The following is a 17032-nucleotide window of genomic DNA, read 5'->3' on the forward strand; positions in this document are numbered from 1 at the left end:
ACATGATCCAATGAGTTATTATCAATAGCAATATAAGCTTTACTTATAATAAGCAAGACATCAAACCACCGCGACAGAACAAACAAGACATGGACTTCAGCCACTTACGCGCCTTTGTCATGGTCGCTCGCCTCGGGAATCTGACGCGGGCAGCCGAACAGCTGCACCTGACCCAGCCGGCAGTCAGCCTGCAAATCAAAGCCTTGCAAGCCCAGTTGGGCTTGCAATTATTCAGCCGTAGTGCCACCGGTATGACGCTCAGTAATAATGGTGCCAAGTTATTGCCGTATGCGGAACGCATCTTGTCAGGCCTGGCGGAAATGTCGCAAGCAGCACTGGCCATGCACTCGACCTTACAGGGCGAACTGGCGATCGGTACCATACTCGATCCCGAATTCACCCGTCTCGGCGTGTTTTTGAAACGTTTGGTAGAAACTTATCCACAGGTAGCGACGCGCTTACAACAAGCCATGTCCGGCACGGTGTTACAACAAATTCGCGCCGGCAGCCTCGATGTCGGTTTTTATCTCGGCCCCCTGCCCGACGATGGCAAAACCGCTTGTCACAGCATCGAGCTGACCGCCTTCACCTACCGCGTCGTCGCTCCGCGCGGTTGGCAACAGCGCGTTGCCGGCCAAAGCTGGGCCAGCCTGGCCGCCTTACCGTGGATTTGGACGCCGCCGGAATCGGCCCATCATCGCTTGCTCGGAAAAATCTTTGCCAGCCACAATATCGTGCCCAATAAAGTCGCCTTGGTCGACCAAGAACCCTCGATGCTCGACTTGGTCAAGTCCGGCGTTGGCTTAAGCCTGATTCGCGATGCCATCGCCATCCGCGAAGCCCATGCGCACGGCCTGGTGATCGCTGACAGCGTCAGTGTGACAACACAATTACGTTTTATTTGTCAGGAAAAGCGCAAAAATGAAGCCATGATTGCAGCAAGTTTTGAATTGATCAGTCAATCCTGGCGCTAATCATCTAAAATCTATTCAAACTCGCATTAACGACCCCACAAACATTGATACCTCGCTCATCATGAACCCACTACTGACACACGAGGCCAGCAACTGATGGCCCGCACAACCAAAGCCAGCAATGCCGTTCAAAGGCTCAAAGAGCGCGCCACCAATGGCACCTATAGCATGGTCAGTCAGGCCGATGGCCGCTTTTACCTGAGCTTATCGAGCGCCGCTGCTGCCCCACAAACCTGTTGCGCACCGATGGAAATCGACGAATTTGTCCGTTTCGTCAATGGGGTAGAAAAAGGCCCGGCAAAAAAACTCAGCAAGCTCGACGTCGCATTCGAGAAAAAGCTGGCGATCTCCAGAAATCAAACCTAAGGACACCGTGCCATGAGCGCTCTTCTCAAATTCTGTTTTATTCTCTTCGGCCTCATCGGCCTGTACAGCCTCAGCTCGGCACAAATGCAAAGTGACGCCGCCGTGCTTAACAACAGCATGCAAAAAATCGATGTGCAAGTCGGTAGCGGTGCCGAAGTCAAAACCGGCAACACCGTCGTCGTCCACTACACCGGTTGGTTATATGATCCGCTGGCCGTGCGTGAACATGGCGCAAAATTCGACAGCTCGGTCGGTGGCCCACCCTTCACTTTTCAAGTTGGTGCAAGTCGCGTTATTAAGGGCTGGGATCTGGGCTTAGTCGGCATGCGCGTCGGTGGCAAACGCACACTCATCATCCCACCCGAACTGGCCTACGGTCGGCGCGGCTCAGGGATGCAAATCGGGCCAAATGCCGAACTGGTATTCGATATTGAACTGATCGGTATCAAATAAGCGCTGGAGAAGCGCAGAAAAATGCCCCTTCAGACCACTTCAGAGCGCTGCTGCCGGCGTGAATCGCAAGGCTGCGCCGAGCCGATTCCACTGATTAATGGTGGAGATAGAAACACTCAAATACACCAGTTCGCTTGGGCTGAAATGTTCCAGCGTGGCGGCATACAAAGCATCATCGGGCGCGCCTTCACTGATGCGACACAAAGCTTCGGTCCAAGCCAACGCGGCGCGCTCGCGTGCGCTATAGACGCCAGCCTCGCGCCAGCTTGCGGCAAGATCGATCTTGGCCGTGGCAACACCGATCTTGCGGGCTAAATTGATATGAAATTGCAGACAAAATGCGCAAGCATTGATTTGCGAGGCGCGAATTTTAAGCAATTCGGTCAAACTTTTTTCCAAGCCCGAAGCATCGACCGCCTTGCCTTGCGCAGCCAAAGCCGCATAGGCGTCTGGTGCCAGACGGATAAATTCTTCGTAACTGATACGGGCAGTGGTGGGCATAGCTATTCCTGAAATTCAGCGTAACAGTTCGGTGTCCATCTGCTCAGATGAAAAGTATTCAAATGAATAAACGGCGTAAAAAAAACATGATATCGCCACAACCATGGCAAAGCTACCGATGAAAAACACCGGTTTCAGGCCTTCCGAGAAAATATACGCATGCCACGCATAAAGACTCGACATCACCACCACGGTCAAAGCTAAATTCATCATTTGCCGCGACCGACGTAAGATCGCGATGGCGATTAACAACATGAGCAAAACAGAAAAACCGAAACTGATCAATCCTGACATACGCTGGCCTCCCCATCAATGTGCAAGCTGAAGTGAATCATACACTTGTCACAAATTAACATAAAAACATGGGTAATTGACCACTAACACTGTTTTTTGTTGGTGATTGGCGCGGGCAATCCGCCAGCCTGCGGTTTTTTCGTTAAAATACTCTTATCCCACCCGGGCAGCCGCACGTGCCTGCTGTATTTTTCGCGCGCGCTCTGCCCCACTTCCAAGCTATCCGAAAATGAAACTCAAGTTTGTACTGCTGCTGCTTCCTTTGTTGTCCAACTTGGCTGGCGCTGCGACAGCTGCGGCAGCCGCGCCCGCCGTTGCCGCCACGGCCGAAGTATTTGTCGTCATGCCCGAAGACGGTGCCAAGCCGGCCTCCGGGATTGTCATCGATACGCCGAAAATGCCGATGGAAAAAAAAATCGTCCATGACAGCGGGCCGATACGCGTTTGGTCTGGCCCAGTACCGCTGTCAGGCGTGATGTTTTTTATTGTCGCCTCGATGCCGGTGCTGGCATCATTGTATTTTGCCTTTCAATTGTTTCTGTTCATCCAAGCACGCCGTCGCCGTCTCTCAACTCAGCATCAGCGCGAGCAATAAGCCAAAGCCTTTGGTTTTTTGCTGAAAGCGGCCATTGCCGCCGAAGCGACACTGTTCATCAAAACTTCACGCTCCGGTCACCGGCTTGTCACGTGCACGTCCTAGAGTCGTCGATATCGCTTATCGGAGACCACCATGTCAAGCAAAGCATTGATAGACAGCGCCGTATTCAATTCCAGCACACCGGCCCGGTTTGCCGACAAATTGTTCAGCCACTGCTTCAGTCGGCTGGTGTATGCCCAAATCTGGGAAGATCCGCAATCCGATCTCGACGCCCTGCAGCTCAAACCAGGGGCTACTATCCTCACCATCGCCTCGGGCGGTTGCAATGCCTTGGCGTATTTGTCGGCCCAGCCGGCGGCGGTGCATGCGGTCGATCTCAATGCCGCCCACCTCGCCATGCTCAACATGAAACAGCAAGCGATCAAGCATTTGCCCGATTACGATGCCGTGTTGGCCTACCTCGGCGCCGCCAATCACAGCGATAATCTGAAACGTTATGAGCGCCACATCCGCCGCCATCTGAGTCCGGCCGCCAGCAGCTTTTGGGAAAGTCGCGGCTTGAATGGCAAACAGCGCTACCATTATTTTTCTAACGATGCCTATCACCACGGTCTGCTTGGGCGCTTCATCGGCTTCGCCCACCTGTTTGTGCGCCTGATGGGTGGCAATTTGGCGAAACTTCTCGAAGCACGCAATCCACAACAGCAGCAGGCCTTGTTTGAACAATATGTTGCCCCCGTTTTCGATACGGCACTGGTGAAATGGTTGGCACGCCAACCAATCGCGCTCTACAGCTTGGGCATTCCACCGGCCCAATTTGCCGCGCTCAAAGATGAAGCAGCCCAAGGCTTGCATCAATTATTCAAACAAAGAATGCGGCAATTGGCCTGCGCCTTTCCGATAGAAGAAAATTGCTTCGCCCAGCAAGCTTTCGGACGCCGCTATAATATTGAGCATCAAGCAGCCTTGCCTATGTATTTACAAAAGCGCCATTTCACCAGCTTACGTACCAGTGCCGACCGTTTGCATGCGCATCACAACAGCCTCACCGGCTTTTTGGAGCAGCAAGCCGATGCCTCAGTCGATGCGTATTTATTCCTTGATGCGCAAGACTGGATGGATGGCCCACAACTGTGCGCGTTGTGGCGTGAAGTTACACGCACTGCGACAGCCGGGGCCAAAGTCTTGTTCCGTACCGGTGGCAGTGTTTCACCGTTAGAACACAAACTGAGCCCACAACTGTTATCGGCTTGGCATACCGATCCAGCCCATAACCTGCGCTTGCATGCCACCGACCGAGCAGCGATTTACGGCGGCATGCATCTCTATACCAAAGTCTGATCGCCGACCACACCGTGACCGTGCCCAATCAGTCGCGCCTGCTGGCCGATACGCTGTGGCTGTTGACGGCGCGTTCCCGTGGTGGCAACCACTGGGTCAGCAATGTTCACTCGCGCATAGAAACCGTAGCCATCGGCGGCTGCCACTATCCCTCGAGTCTGTTGCAAGCCAGCGAGGCCGGCGAAAGCTACGTTGCCAGTCCGCGCTCAACCTGGCTGCGCTATGCGCGCGAAGAAGCAATCCGCCACTGGCCCGCCGCCGGTTTGCTCAAACATGTATGCAGCATGTTGTTTGCTCCCTTATCGCTGCTGTTGCACGGCGCAGGCCTTGACCGTGCGGTCATCATTGCCAATCAACTGATCTCGACCAATCTGTATCCGCGCTGGCAAGGATCTGATCTCAGCGCCATGAGCAAGCAATTGTGTAATACCCACCCAGACCGGCCGCTGATGTTGCGAAATATTTGTCCGCAAGTCGACCCGCAATTATTTGCGCATCTCAATGAGCAAGGCTGGATATTGATACCAACGCGCATGGTGTATCTGTGCGACCCGGCGCACGAGCACGTCAGCAAACACAATCACGTTAAAAAAGATGCCCGCTTGTTGGCCGATGGTCAGGTCAGCGTAGTCAGTCATGAACAATTACAAGTGCAGGATTTACTCCCTCTGCGTGACTTATTCCGGCAATTATTCATCACCAAACATTCGCCACTCAATCCCGATTTCAGTCCGGAATTCTTCCAGTTATGCCTGGAGACCGGCTTTCTCGAATTGCATGGCTTACGCTGGCAAGGCCGTTGGGTCGGGGTTTTGGGTCTGTATGCCCATGCAGACAGCGGCTGGTTGACCACGCCCTTGATCGGTTATGACACCAGCTTGCCACAGGAATTAGGCTTATATCGACGTTTGATGGCCTTGCTGCTGGCCCAAGCCAAGCAGCGCCGTCTGCGTTTGCATTACAGTTCCGGTGCCGCACAGTTCAAACGTGCGCGTGGCGGCGTGCCGGCATTGGAATACAGCGCCGTCTATGAACAACACTTACCGCAAGGGCAAAAGCGCTATCTGCAACTGTTTGCCAAAACTCTACAACGCTGCGCTCCGCCTGTTTTACGCCGCGCCGACCAGCTTTAACTCACTTCCCAAGCACTGAAAACGCGCCAATCAAGCAGAAAATCCCTGTGGATAAACCCCGACTTATCCCTAGGATAAATTGGGGAAAACCGGCCTGATTACGACACGGCATTTTGTTATCCCAAAACTGTCATCATTTCATACAGAGCTTATCCGAACAGATATACAGTGACTAAGTCTTTGTTTCTGTGGATAAAACAAGACTTATCCACAAAATATCGCGCCGTTAACTACTATTACTATATATATATAAACTAATTACTATAAGTAAACAGGATTGAGCTTTTTCAAAAAAAAACGGCCCATTTTTTTTGAAATTTTTTTTTCTCTTTTTTTTAAAACCTCAAAAACGCCGCAAGCATGATTATTGTCACCTTTAACATGTTTTTAAAAAAATTTTAAAAATCACAAACCACCTTCCCCAAAAAAAACATCTGCATTAAAAAAACTACTGATTCAAGGCTTTCCCAACTTGCAAGCTGGTTTAAAAGTAAAGATTTCAGCTGAAATCGCAAAGAAAACCACATTTTTGAAAATATTTCTGTGGATAAGTGCAGGGATATCCACTGTATGCATTGTGCGTAAGCCGATTTACATCTCTCACTGAATTTCTTATACAGATTTTGTCCTGTGGATATACAGCCTTTTTCCACCGCCTTATGAATTCCTTAAACAATTGATTCTGTGGATGTTTACCGACTTATCCACAGGAACCCCCCAACGTTAACAATTATTACTATTTATATATATACTTATTAACATAGATGTTGTCCGCTACCTTCTCGACCGACATTTCCCCATCTTGAAAAAATCCTTTAGAATCCGTTACTTACTTCATTCACCAAGAAAATTAACGATGAGCTTGAACAAACGCCTGTGTTTATTGCTGATTTTTTTCAACAGCTTTGCCAATGCCGCTACACCGACCGCCGCAGCGCTTCATGCCTTATTTCAAGCTACCAACATCAGGCAAATGCTTGAGCCTTTGCAAGCGCAATCCTTGGCGATGAGCAACGCGATGAACAACATTTAATGTAAAAAATGTAATTAAAAAAAGCAACAATGAGGGAAGATATTCTCAAAGCAAAGAAAGTTTTTGATCAAAAATCTGACGAGGTATGCGGTGTTTCAGGTGTGAAAAAGCGTCTGTAAGGTTTATGTGAGAGCCTCTGAAGGCCGAGGCTTTACGCGCACAAACAAAAAAAAAGCCTGCTGTAACAGCAGGCCAAAAGAGATATAAGTCGCTTCAGCTATTCATACTCATCAAACTGGCATTGCCGCCAGCCGCTGTTGTGTTGATGCATAAAGCACGTTCAGCCACCAAACGCCACAACGCAATATCAGTCTGTTCATCAGTGCCAATGACCGAAACGATGCCATCTTGATTATCGACAAACGTTGCCAGGCAAGCATGGCGTGAAGCTTGGTCAGCTAACACCATTTGCACCCGACTTTGTGCCGCCTCCGCCGTTACGATGACGGCACGCACTGCGGCTGGAAAATCAGCGGGCAAACACGCAAGGGCTTGTGCCGCTAACACCGGCGTATTGCCTGTTGCTAATACCGCCGCCAGTTGATTGCACAAGCTAGCTAATTGTGTCGATGCACAGAAAATTCTGCCACGTGGAACAAAAGCCAGGGTGTTGCGCTCGCCGGTGGGGCCAGGCAGTACTTGCGTAACCTTATAAGGGCTGTGTTGCAGGTAATGTTCACCGCGCAACACCAGTTGATCCAAGCCTTCAGACTTGGCCCACAGCAGCAAAGCCTGCAAGCTCGCTGGGGTAGTGCGCTCATACACGGTATGGCCGTACAGCGCGCTCTCTGCTTGCCGCTGTAAGCGTTTCAAATACAAGGGACCACCCGCCTTCGGGCCAGTACCGGATTTACCTTCTCCACCAAACGGTTGAACTCCGACAACGGCACCGACAATATTGCGATTAACGTAGATATTTCCGACATGGCAAGCTTGGCTGATGTAATCGATGGTTTCATCTATGCGCGAATGCACACCGAGGGTGAGGCCGAAACCGCTGGCATTGATTTGCGCTACCAGTTGCGGCATGTTATCTCTACGGAAACGCAACACGTGCAATACCGGACCAAACACTTCCTTAGTCAATTCCGACAAACTGGCAATTTCAATGACCGTCGGTGCCACGAAGCTGCCGTTCTCGCAGTCTACCGATAAGCTCAGTGCATGCACGGCATGGCCGCGTGTGCGCATCTGTTCGATGTGCGTGACCAAGTTATGGCGTGCCGCTTCATCGATGACCGGGCCGATATCGACTTGTAAGCGATCGGGCTGGCCGACCCGTAATTCTTGCATCGCACCGTGTAACATCTCTATCGTTTTATCAGCGATATCTTCTTGCAGACACAGCACGCGCAAGGCCGAGCAACGTTGTCCGGCGCTGTCAAATGCCGAAGCCAGCACATCATTAACAACTTGTTCAGGCAAGGCGCTGCTGTCGACGATCATGGCATTTTGTCCACCGGTTTCGGCAATCAAAACAATTTCGCTGTTTTCCTTCATCATTCTTTGCGTGAGTGTGGCGTGAATTAATTGTGCCACCTCGGTCGAGCCAGTGAAAATCACGCCCTTGACGCGCGCATCGGCCACCAGCAAAGCGCCAACTTGCTCACCGCTACCGGGCAAAAATTGCAAAGCTGCACGTGGTATGCCGGCCTCATATAGTGTTGCCACCGCCAAGGACGCGATCAACGGCGTTTGTTCGGCCGGTTTGGCCAGCACCACATTGCCGGCGGCCAGCGCGGCACTGACTTCGCCGATGAAAATAGCCAGTGGAAAATTCCATGGACTGATACACACCACCGTGCCCAAGGCCAGCGTACTATCCAAGCCGCTGACTTGGGCGGCATAGTAACGCAGAAAATCGACCGCTTCGCGTACTTCGGCCAGTGCATTCGGTAGCGATTTGCCGGCTTCGCGTATGGCTAAGGCCATGAAGTCTTCACGCCGTGCTTCGATTAAATCAGCTGCGCGCTGCAAACTGGCGGCGCGTTGCAACGGTGTTGTCTGCGCCCACTCGGTAGAAAAATTCTGCGCCGCTTGCAAGGCCGCTTCTATTTCTGCAGCGCTGGCTTCACGCACGGTACCGAGCACATCGCGACGATCGGCCGGGTTGTGCAGTGGCAGCGGTGTGGCCTGCGGTGGCTCACTTGATTCTGCGCTCGCCAGCAGCGGCACAGCATGGTACTGGCCTCGTGCATGTTTGGCAAAATGCTGGCTGATTGCATGCAAGCTGATTTCATTGGAAAAATCAAAGCCGGCAGAATTGCGTCGTTCACGGCCGAATAAATGCAGTGGCAAAGCGATGCCAGGATGCGGCTGCCCACCGAGTTCGCGTGCCACCGTCAGTGGATTCGCAATGAGGCTGGAGATGGGCAGGTTTTCATCGACAATTTGATTGACGAACGAGGAATTGGCACCGTTTTCCAGCAAACGACGTACTAAATAAGCCAGCAAGGTTTGGTGCGAGCCGACTGGTGCGTAAATCCGGCAAGGCTTGTTGAGTTTGGCTTTACCAACCACTTGGTCATACAGGGTTTCGCCCATGCCATGCAGGCATTGAAATTCATAATCACTGACGCCAGCCGCTTCGGCCCAAGTATAAATAGTCGACAGCGTTTGCGCATTGTGGGTGGCAAATTGTGGATAAATCCATGCCGTTGCTGCCAGCAATTGCTGAGCACAGGCCAGATACGATACATCGGTATACACTTTCCGCGTGTAGACCGGAAAACCACTCATGCCATCGACTTGGGCACGTTTGATCTCGGCATCCCAGTACGCACCTTTGACCAAGCGCACCATGAATTTGCTGCCGCTGCGACGAGCCAGATCGATCAAGTAGGTAATTATGAAAGGGCAACGTTTCTGATACGCTTGCACCACGAAACCGATGCCTTCAAAGCCTTTCAGATCAGGGTCGAATGCCAAGGCTTCCATCAGATCGAGCGAGAGTTCCAGGCGCTCACTTTCTTCGGCATCGATATTGAGACCGATATTGTAGTGTTTGGCAATGAGCAGTAAATTTTTCAGCAAGGGCAATAACTCAGTCATCACGCGCCCATGTTGGGCGCGTGAATAGCGCGGATGTAGTGCTGACAATTTCACTGAAATGCCGGGGCCTGCTTTGATACCACGGCCATTCGAGGCTTTCCCGATAGCATGAATGGCGCTTTCATAAGACTGGTAATAAAAGGCGGCATCTTTGGCGGTCAGCGCCGCTTCCCCGAGCATGTCGTAGGAATAACGATAGCCGCGTTGTTCGTTGGCGACACTGTTTTTCAAGGCTTCTGCGATGGTTTGGCCGGTAACGAATTGATTGCCGAGCATGCGCATGGCCAAATCTACCCCTTTGCGTATCAGTGGCTCACCGCCCTTGGCAATGAGACGCGTCAGTGCCGCTCCTAAACCTTGTTCGCTATTGGTCGCGACCAATTTACCGGTAACCAGCAAACCCCAAGTCGCGGCATTGACAAACAAAGAAGGTGATTCGCCAAGATGCTTGCGCCAATCGCCCTTGCTGATTTTATCGGCAATCAAGCGGTCAGCCGTTTGGTGATCGGGAATGCGCAATAAGGCTTCGGCCAGACACATCAGCGCCACACCTTCTTCGGATGACAGAGAAAATTCATGCATCAAGGCATCGACACCGGAAGCGCGGGTTCTTTGCTCACGCACCGAGCTGACTAATTCATGGGCCAAGGTGGTAACAGATTTTTGTAAATCAGGATGAGGATCAACTTGGCCTAACAGGTACTGGACTGCGTCAATCTCATCGCGACGATAGGCCTCGGTGATTGCCGTGCGCAACGGTGTTGCCGCAGGTAAAAGTTCGTTCAAGAGCGTCGCAAATGGGAGGGAAATGTTAGGCACAATGGTCTCAATCATAAAAAATAGACACGAAATGAATTAGATTTCATTGTATCGATGCTTGCATATGATTAATTCTGGAAATCAGAACATATATCGGAATTTTCTTTTTTGTGAGAGAATATTCCCGAATATTATTAACCACTCATAGAATGATTTTCGACTTCTTATGCTAGACAAAATCAGTAAAAGAATTCTGGCCGAATTACAAAATGACGGCCGTATCAGTAACGTAGAATTGGCAAATCGGGTCAATCTGTCCCCAGCTGCCTGCCTCGAGCGCGTGCGCAAGCTGCAAGAATCGGGCTATATTCTCGGCTACACCGCCCAACTCAACCCACATCTGCTTGATGTGGCGCTGTTGGTGTTTATCGAAGTTGTGCTTGATCGCACCACTCCCGATGTCTTCGATGCGTTTCGCCGTGGCGTACAGGCGATTCCTGAAGTGCTTGAATGTCATATGGTTGCCGGCGGTTTTGACTATTTGGTCAAAGCCCGTGTCAAAGATATGAACGCTTATCGCGATTTCCTCGGTAAATCCTTACTGCAACTAAACGGTGTGCGTGAAACGCATACCTATGCAGTCATGGAGGAAGTGAAAAATACCAGTTGTCTGCCGATTAAATAAACCATAGCCATGACAACCACGCCCTCCTCCGTCAATGCTGCCGGCATTTATGAGCCCTTCAAAGTCGATGAGGTGGCATGGGAAAGCTTTTCCCATGGCAAAACTTTCGGCAGCAGGTACCGGCAATTGGCACAGTTTGGCGGCGCCAGTCATGTTGGCGTGTGTATGGAAGAGTTGGCAGCGGGAAAACAAGCATGTCCAAATCATTATCATCACCTCGAAGAAGAGCAATTGATGATGATGAGCGGCAGTTGCACCCTGCGTTTGGGTGAACAGGAATTTATCCTGACCGAGGGTAGTTATGTGGTTTTTCCGGCTGGCCAAAAAGCCGGACACAGTTTATTTAATCACACCGATCAAGTTTGCCGTTATCTGGTGATCGGTGAGCGCAATCCGCATGATGTGATTGTCTATCCTGATTCCGGCCGCATCAGTGTGCGCTTGAGTGGTGCCGGTTTTGATCAGAATGCGACGATGGAATACTGGGACGGCCAGCCCGACTAATCAAGGCTTGAGCAAAGCGCGTAATTGTTCCGGTAACACCACCTGCTGTTGGGCCAATACGGCCTCGAGTGCCGGTAACAAGGGTCCCAGCGTTTCTGCCAACATGGTGCGGACAGTATCGACGATGACTTGAGTTTGCCTTTCAATTTCGATATTGAGTGCGGCACCAACGGTTTTTTCGCCGAATACAGTCATGCGCAGTGTTTCTGGAATCAGCCACACTTCGAACCAAGCTTGCTCGTGATTGACTTCGGCAATGGTTAAACTGGCACCATTAATGGCGATATAACCTTTGGCAAAAATATACCGCAGCCAAGTCGGTGGCACGGCAATTCGCAAAACGTAGTTATTTTCGAGCCGGCGTATGGCAGCCAGTTGCGCGGTAAAATCAACATGGCCGGAAAGTGGATGACCACCGATTTCAGCACCGTCGCGCGCCGCACGTTCAACATTGATGTGGTCGTTTTGCCCGTACAAACAGAGCGTAGTGATCTGTAAAGTTTGTTGCATCACGTCGAACTGCGCCGTTTGCTCACCATCGAAGGCAGTTACGGTCAGGCATACACCATCAACCGCCACGCTGGCACCGATTTCCAGTCCGGTCGCAAAGCCGCTGGGAAAATGTAAATGAAAGCTGCGCAAACCCGGCTGGTCAACGATTTTTTCGATACGGGCAATGCCCTGGACGATACCTGTAAACATAAGCATGCATAAGAAGGTGATAAGGATAGCTGATTGTAAAGCTATTCTGTGCTTTGTGCCGCCAGCGGCAATCGCTCAATCGGGATGCTGCACATCTTGTTCCAATTCCGGCACCAGATTCGAATGCGTCATATTCACCAAGTTATTGCGCAGCCATTGGTGTGCCGGATTGCGCCCGTCCCGTTCATGCCAAAGCATATCGACATGCACTTCCGGGGTTTCAAACGGCAGCTCTTTCCAAATCAAGGCATCGCTCATGCCAGTGGCTGAAATGAGATGACGCGGTAACACTGTGAGCAAATCGGAATGGGCAACCACACGGCCGGCGGTAAAAAATTGGTTGATTGTCAGTAAAATACGCCGTTCCCTACCCATTTTTTCCAAGACCTCATCGATGAGTCCATGCGCCCGTCCGGAAAAACTGACCAACAAGTGGCGTGCTTGGCAGTAATCATCGAGTGTCAGATCCGATGCTGCCAAGGGATGATCGTGTCGCATTACACAAACATAGCGTCCGGTGTACAAGCTCTCATGCCGAATCGCACTATTACCGGCGGTTTGGCTACCGGCCAACTGTGCCACTACACCAGGAAAGAAACCGACGGCGATATCAATATCGCCGCGCATCAACATCGGCCGCGGCTCCCGCGTCGTCAAGGGCACCATTCGGACATTGATGCCCGGTGCTTCATTCTGTATCGCCGCGACTAAGGTTGGCATCCACAAGGCGGCCGTGGCATCGGCCATGGCCATGCGGAAAGTTGCTTGAGTTTGAGACACATCGAAGGCCCCCGGTGCCAGTGCCGCTTCGAGTTTCGATAAGACATCGCGTATCGTTGGCCACAATGCTTCAGCGCGTGGCGTCGGCTTGACGCCGTAGGCAGTACGAATCAGTAATTCATCGCTGAGCGAATGGCGCAAGCGTTTAAGCGCATTCGACACGGCCGGCTGCGTCATGGCCAGCTTGTCGGCTGCGCGGGTCAGATTTTGCTCTATCATCACGGCGTCGAAGACGCGCAAGAGGTTAAGATCGAGTGTTAAAAAGTTCATTTCCCTGTTTCCAAAGTTAACAACGATACAAATATGAGCTGCGATGAACGGTAGCAGTCTGCCCTGTTATTCACAAACGATATAGTAATTATAGGAAATGAAAATTAGAATTATATGTTGCAATGCAATATGATGAATTCATCCTAGAAAATAAAGCGTAGAGATCATCATGACATTCTTAAATATTGCATTCCCGGCCGCCAGCGCCCTGCCAATTTCCCAATTTGCTATCAGTTCCGTACTTGCCTCGCTGCGACCTTTATTGGGCCTGGGCATGATTGCAACCCTGATGCTTGTTTTCAAACCACTGCTTATCGGCGTATTTCGCGCAATTTCCTTGCTGTTTTCACCAGCTAAAACACGTGAACAAAAATCGGCATTACGTAATTTGGCTAATATTTTGGCTATCCGTCGCGTTGCCAACGATCTCGACCGCAGCTCACCGAATATGGCTGCCGAATTACGCGCACTGGCCGCACGCGGTTAATTATACAGAAGAGGGATTTTGCAATGCAGCATTTTTCTATCTATAGTGGTACACCAGCGGCAGCCGATGCATGCTTGTTTGCATCGAAGATCCCCTTCGAATTGCGTCGCGAATTGCAGAGTCGCGCACCGGTAAGCGTCGCCGGTTCGCATAGTTTGGCATCGATGTTGCCTAGTTTGGTATTGACCGGTATCTTAACGCTGTTCGTCACGGCGTTGTGGCGTTGGTACGCAGCGGCGTCGGGTAATGACTTTTTCGGTAGCTGGATGGAAGCTTGGCTGACCACTTGGCCTATCGCTTTTCCTCTGGCTTATCTGGGAAATTTTTTGTGGCAGCGCATGATGCGCGGAACTATCAATCTGAGCAGCAGTTTAGCGCATCGCGTTCCGCCGCAAGCACCGTACTTCCGCTAAGCGAACGCTGGCAATAATACTGAAAACCGCCTTCCTGCAGGAAGGCGGTTTTTTTCTGCGCTTCCCTTACCGCTGTTCAAAAATCTGACCAGGGTTTGAAACCTCGGCCTTCAGAGGCTGTCGCAAAAGGGTTTTCAGTCGGTATCATCACCCCAACTGGCCGACATGTCATTCCCCCATGCCCTCGCCTCGTCATTCCTGCGTAGGCAGGAATCCAGTGGCACGTCAGTGCCTTCAGGGTGGGAGGGGCGATCAGGGGCACTTTTTTTTCTGTGCAATGAACACGTCCTGCTGCGCCTGAGCAGCACAGATATAAAAGGCGCGTGCGCGCCACTGGATTGCCGCCTACGCGGCAATGACGAATTGGGCGGCTGGGTGGATGCGCAATCGACCTGACTTGTGGGTAATGATCAGCGCGCTTTTGGCGGGAACCTGGCGGCGTTCGTGCTTAACTGAAAATGCCAGAAATCATGCTGTTTTCAGTGCTAAAAACGATACTGGGTTCCAGCCAAAAGCATGCGGGAATGACGAGTCTGCGGCATGCGGGAATGTTTGCCCGGCAATGTGTACCATTCCCTTCGTACGCGCGAGTACGCCCAACAAATGCCACAATTTTTTGCACAAAAAAAACGCAAGCCTTGTTCAGGCTTGCGTTGATTTCACTGAACTGCTGTGTGCAAAAACTACGCCAACAGTTTTTTCTCTAAAGCTACACGTGTCGCTTCCAATTCGGCCGGCAGGTGATAGGCGAGTTTTTCAAACAATTCTGTATGCAAGGCCAATTCGGCGACCCAGGCATCGGTATCGATGGAAGTGATGGTCTCGAATTGTTCGGCAGTAAAGTCCAGCCCTTCCCAGCTTAAGTCGGAGAAACTCGGCGTGACGCCGAAAATATTTTCCACGCCTTGGGCTTGGCCTTCTATCCGTTCCAGCATCCATTTCAACACGCGCATATTGTCGCCAAAACCAGGCCAGACGAATTTACCGTCGGCATCGGTACGGAACCAGTTGACGCAGTAAATCGCCGGCAAGGTGGCACCGCTGGCGGCGATTTTCTTACCCATATTGAGCCAATGTTGGAAATAGTCGCTCATGTTGTAACCCATGAACGGCAGCATGGCGAACGGATCACGTCGCACTACGCCTTGCAAACCGGCTGCTGCAGCTGTGGTTTCCGAACCCATGGTGGCAGCCATATACACGCCTTCTATCCAGTTGCGCGCCTCAGTAACCAGCGGCACGGTAGTGGAACGACGGCCACCGAAAATAAAGGCCGAAATCGGCACACCGGCCGGATCATCCCAAGCTGCATCTATGACTGGATTTTGCGTGGCTGCAACGGTGAAGCGCGCATTCGGATGAGCTGCTTTGCGGCCGGTCGCTTGGGCGCTTTCCGGGGTCCAATCTTGGCCTTGCCAATCGATCAAATGCGCCGGTGCCGGCTTGCTCATGCCTTCCCACCAGACATCGCCGTCATCGGTCAGTGCCACATTGGTGAAGATGGTATTGGCCGTCAATGAAGCCATGCAATTCGAATTGGTGGCGGTGTTGGTACCCGGAGCGACGCCGAAATAGCCGGCTTCCGGATTGATCGCATACAGACGGCCATCGGCACCCGGTTTGATCCAAGCGATGTCGTCACCGATGGTGGTGACTTTCCAGCCCTTGATGGCGGGAATCAGCATGGCGAAATTGGTTTTGCCACAAGCCGAAGGGAAGGCGGCTGCCACATAGTGCTTTTTACCTTCCGGCGATTCGACGCCAAGGATCAGCATGTGTTCGGCCAACCAGCCTTGATCGCGACCCATGGTCGAAGCAATACGCAAGGCAAAGCATTTTTTTCCGAGCAAAGCATTGCCACCGTAACCGGAGCCGAAAGACCAGATTTCACGGCTTTCCGGATAATGCACGATGTATTTGGTGGCATTGCATGGCCAAGCCACGTCAGCTTGACCGGCTGCCAAAGGTGCGCCTACCGTATGCACGCAGGGTACAAAAGCACCGTCGCTGCCGAGCACGTCGTACACGGCTTTGCCCATGCGCGTCATGATCCGCATATTCACCGCCACGTAGGCGGAATCGGACAGTTCTACACCGATATGTGCAATCGGTGAACCCAAGGGGCCCATGGAAAACGGTACCACATACATAGTGCGACCGCGCATACAGCCATCAAACAAGGGGTTGAGTGTGGCGCGCATTTCGGCCGGTGCCATCCAGTTGTTGGTCGGACCGGCATCGGCTTTATTGGTCGAGCAAATGTAAGTGCGGTCTTCGACGCGCGCGACATCGCTCGGGTCAGAGCAAGCCAGATAGCTGTTCGGACGCTTGGCTTCATTGAGCTTTTTCATGGTGCCGGCAGCGACCATTTGTGCGCACAAACGATCGTATTCTTCTTGCGAGCCGTCGCACCAGTGAATCTGGTCCGGTTTGGTCAGGGCGGCGATTTCAGCTACCCAGTTGATCAGTGCGGTTTGCTTGACATAGCTCGGTGCATTGACTGCAGCGATGCCTTGCATGATAGGTTGGTTCATCTTATTCTCCAATGCCATTTCAATAAAAAATCGGTGTAGCGGCACGGCAGAATCTTCGTCAATCTGTGCAATTCTGCGCGCGGCAATCAAAAAAAATTGCCGCGTCTGCAAGGATACATGGACGATGGTTCTGTCGGATAATAGGCGGTCAGGT

General features: G+C 51.7%; 17 protein-coding genes. 11 read left to right on the forward strand and 6 right to left on the reverse strand.

Translation table 11 applies throughout. The features are described from left to right. Positions 1-89 precede the first annotated feature (89 nt). The 3 genes from RHM61_RS06240 (at position 90) to RHM61_RS06250 (ending at position 1793) form a co-directional block, all read left to right on the forward strand. Positions 90-974 carry a LysR family transcriptional regulator gene (locus RHM61_RS06240; RefSeq protein WP_322250272.1) on the forward strand — a complete coding sequence of 295 codons (885 nt, stop codon included), beginning with the start codon at positions 90-92 and terminating at the stop codon, positions 972-974. Positions 975-1070: 96 nt separating this feature from the next. Next, positions 1071-1340, forward strand: coding sequence for a hypothetical protein (locus RHM61_RS06245; RefSeq protein ID WP_322250273.1), 270 nt, complete (start codon positions 1071-1073; stop codon positions 1338-1340). A 12-nt stretch (positions 1341-1352) separates the two neighbouring features. Then, positions 1353-1793, forward strand: a complete 441-nt coding sequence (locus tag RHM61_RS06250) for an FKBP-type peptidyl-prolyl cis-trans isomerase (RefSeq protein ID WP_322250274.1) — start codon at positions 1353-1355, stop codon at positions 1791-1793. Positions 1794-1832: 39 nt separating this feature from the next. On the opposite strand, the gene RHM61_RS06255 is transcribed toward RHM61_RS06250, so the two are convergent. Both RHM61_RS06255 and RHM61_RS06260 read right to left on the reverse strand, forming a co-directional pair. Beyond that, the gene (locus RHM61_RS06255; protein ID WP_322250275.1) at positions 1833-2294 is read right to left on the reverse strand and encodes a carboxymuconolactone decarboxylase family protein; all 462 of its coding nucleotides are present in this window, start codon (positions 2292-2294) and stop codon (positions 1833-1835) included. 15 nt (positions 2295-2309) lie between these two features. After that, a complete protein-coding gene (locus tag RHM61_RS06260; protein ID WP_322250276.1) occupies positions 2310-2546 on the reverse strand; it encodes a hypothetical protein in 237 nt (78 codons plus the stop codon). 271 nt (positions 2547-2817) lie between these two features. On the opposite strand from RHM61_RS06260, the gene RHM61_RS06265 reads away from it, so the two are divergent. From RHM61_RS06265 to RHM61_RS06280, 4 genes are all read left to right on the forward strand, one after another. Continuing rightward, a complete protein-coding gene (locus RHM61_RS06265; protein WP_322250277.1) occupies positions 2818-3183 on the forward strand; it encodes a hypothetical protein in 366 nt (121 codons plus the stop codon). Between the two features lie 135 nt (positions 3184-3318). Beyond that, the gene (locus tag RHM61_RS06270; protein ID WP_322250278.1) at positions 3319-4527 is read left to right on the forward strand and encodes a DUF3419 family protein; all 1209 of its coding nucleotides are present in this window, start codon (positions 3319-3321) and stop codon (positions 4525-4527) included. A gap of 20 nt (positions 4528-4547) precedes the next feature. Beyond that, positions 4548-5660 (forward strand): GNAT family N-acetyltransferase, encoded by a 1113-nt coding sequence (locus RHM61_RS06275; protein WP_322250279.1) that lies wholly within the window; start codon positions 4548-4550, stop codon positions 5658-5660. An 856-nt stretch (positions 5661-6516) separates the two neighbouring features. Next, complete coding sequence (locus RHM61_RS06280; RefSeq protein ID WP_322250280.1) at positions 6517-6693, forward strand: hypothetical protein; 177 nt, start codon at positions 6517-6519, stop codon at positions 6691-6693. Positions 6694-6906: 213 nt separating this feature from the next. Here the strand turns inward: RHM61_RS06280 and putA are convergent, their stop codons facing one another. Continuing rightward, positions 6907-10578, reverse strand: a complete 3672-nt coding sequence (gene putA / locus RHM61_RS06285; protein WP_322250281.1) for a trifunctional transcriptional regulator/proline dehydrogenase/L-glutamate gamma-semialdehyde dehydrogenase — start codon at positions 10576-10578, stop codon at positions 6907-6909. Between the two features lie 151 nt (positions 10579-10729). On the opposite strand from putA, the gene RHM61_RS06290 reads away from it, so the two are divergent. Together RHM61_RS06290 and RHM61_RS06295 are read left to right on the forward strand one after the other, a co-directional pair. After that, complete coding sequence (locus RHM61_RS06290) at positions 10730-11188, forward strand: Lrp/AsnC ligand binding domain-containing protein (RefSeq protein ID WP_322250282.1); 459 nt, start codon at positions 10730-10732, stop codon at positions 11186-11188. 9 nt (positions 11189-11197) lie between these two features. Further along, positions 11198-11692, forward strand: coding sequence for a cupin domain-containing protein (locus tag RHM61_RS06295; protein WP_322250283.1), 495 nt, complete (start codon positions 11198-11200; stop codon positions 11690-11692). Here the strand turns inward: RHM61_RS06295 and RHM61_RS06300 are convergent, their stop codons facing one another. Beyond that, entirely contained in the window at positions 11693-12394 is a 702-nt protein-coding gene (locus tag RHM61_RS06300) for a riboflavin synthase subunit alpha (RefSeq protein ID WP_322250284.1), read from the reverse strand. A gap of 75 nt (positions 12395-12469) precedes the next feature. Then, positions 12470-13444, reverse strand: coding sequence for a LysR family transcriptional regulator (locus RHM61_RS06305; protein WP_322250285.1), 975 nt, complete (start codon positions 13442-13444; stop codon positions 12470-12472). Between the two features lie 169 nt (positions 13445-13613). Between RHM61_RS06305 and RHM61_RS06310 the strand changes: the two genes are divergently transcribed. Together RHM61_RS06310 and RHM61_RS06315 are read left to right on the forward strand one after the other, a co-directional pair. After that, on the forward strand, positions 13614-13931 hold the full coding sequence (locus tag RHM61_RS06310) for a hypothetical protein (RefSeq protein ID WP_322250286.1): 318 nt from the start codon (positions 13614-13616) through the stop codon (positions 13929-13931). Between the two features lie 23 nt (positions 13932-13954). Then, entirely contained in the window at positions 13955-14344 is a 390-nt protein-coding gene (locus RHM61_RS06315; RefSeq protein ID WP_322250287.1) for a DUF2798 domain-containing protein, read from the forward strand. 683 nt (positions 14345-15027) lie between these two features. Here the strand turns inward: RHM61_RS06315 and RHM61_RS06320 are convergent. Then, positions 15028-16878 carry a phosphoenolpyruvate carboxykinase (GTP) gene (locus RHM61_RS06320; protein WP_322250288.1) on the reverse strand — a complete coding sequence of 617 codons (1851 nt, stop codon included), beginning with the start codon at positions 16876-16878 and terminating at the stop codon, positions 15028-15030. Positions 16879-17032 lie beyond the last annotated feature (154 nt).

The sequence above is a fragment of the Undibacterium sp. CCC3.4 genome, assembly GCF_034347425.1.
GTDB lineage: Bacteria > Pseudomonadota > Gammaproteobacteria > Burkholderiales > Burkholderiaceae_D > Undibacterium.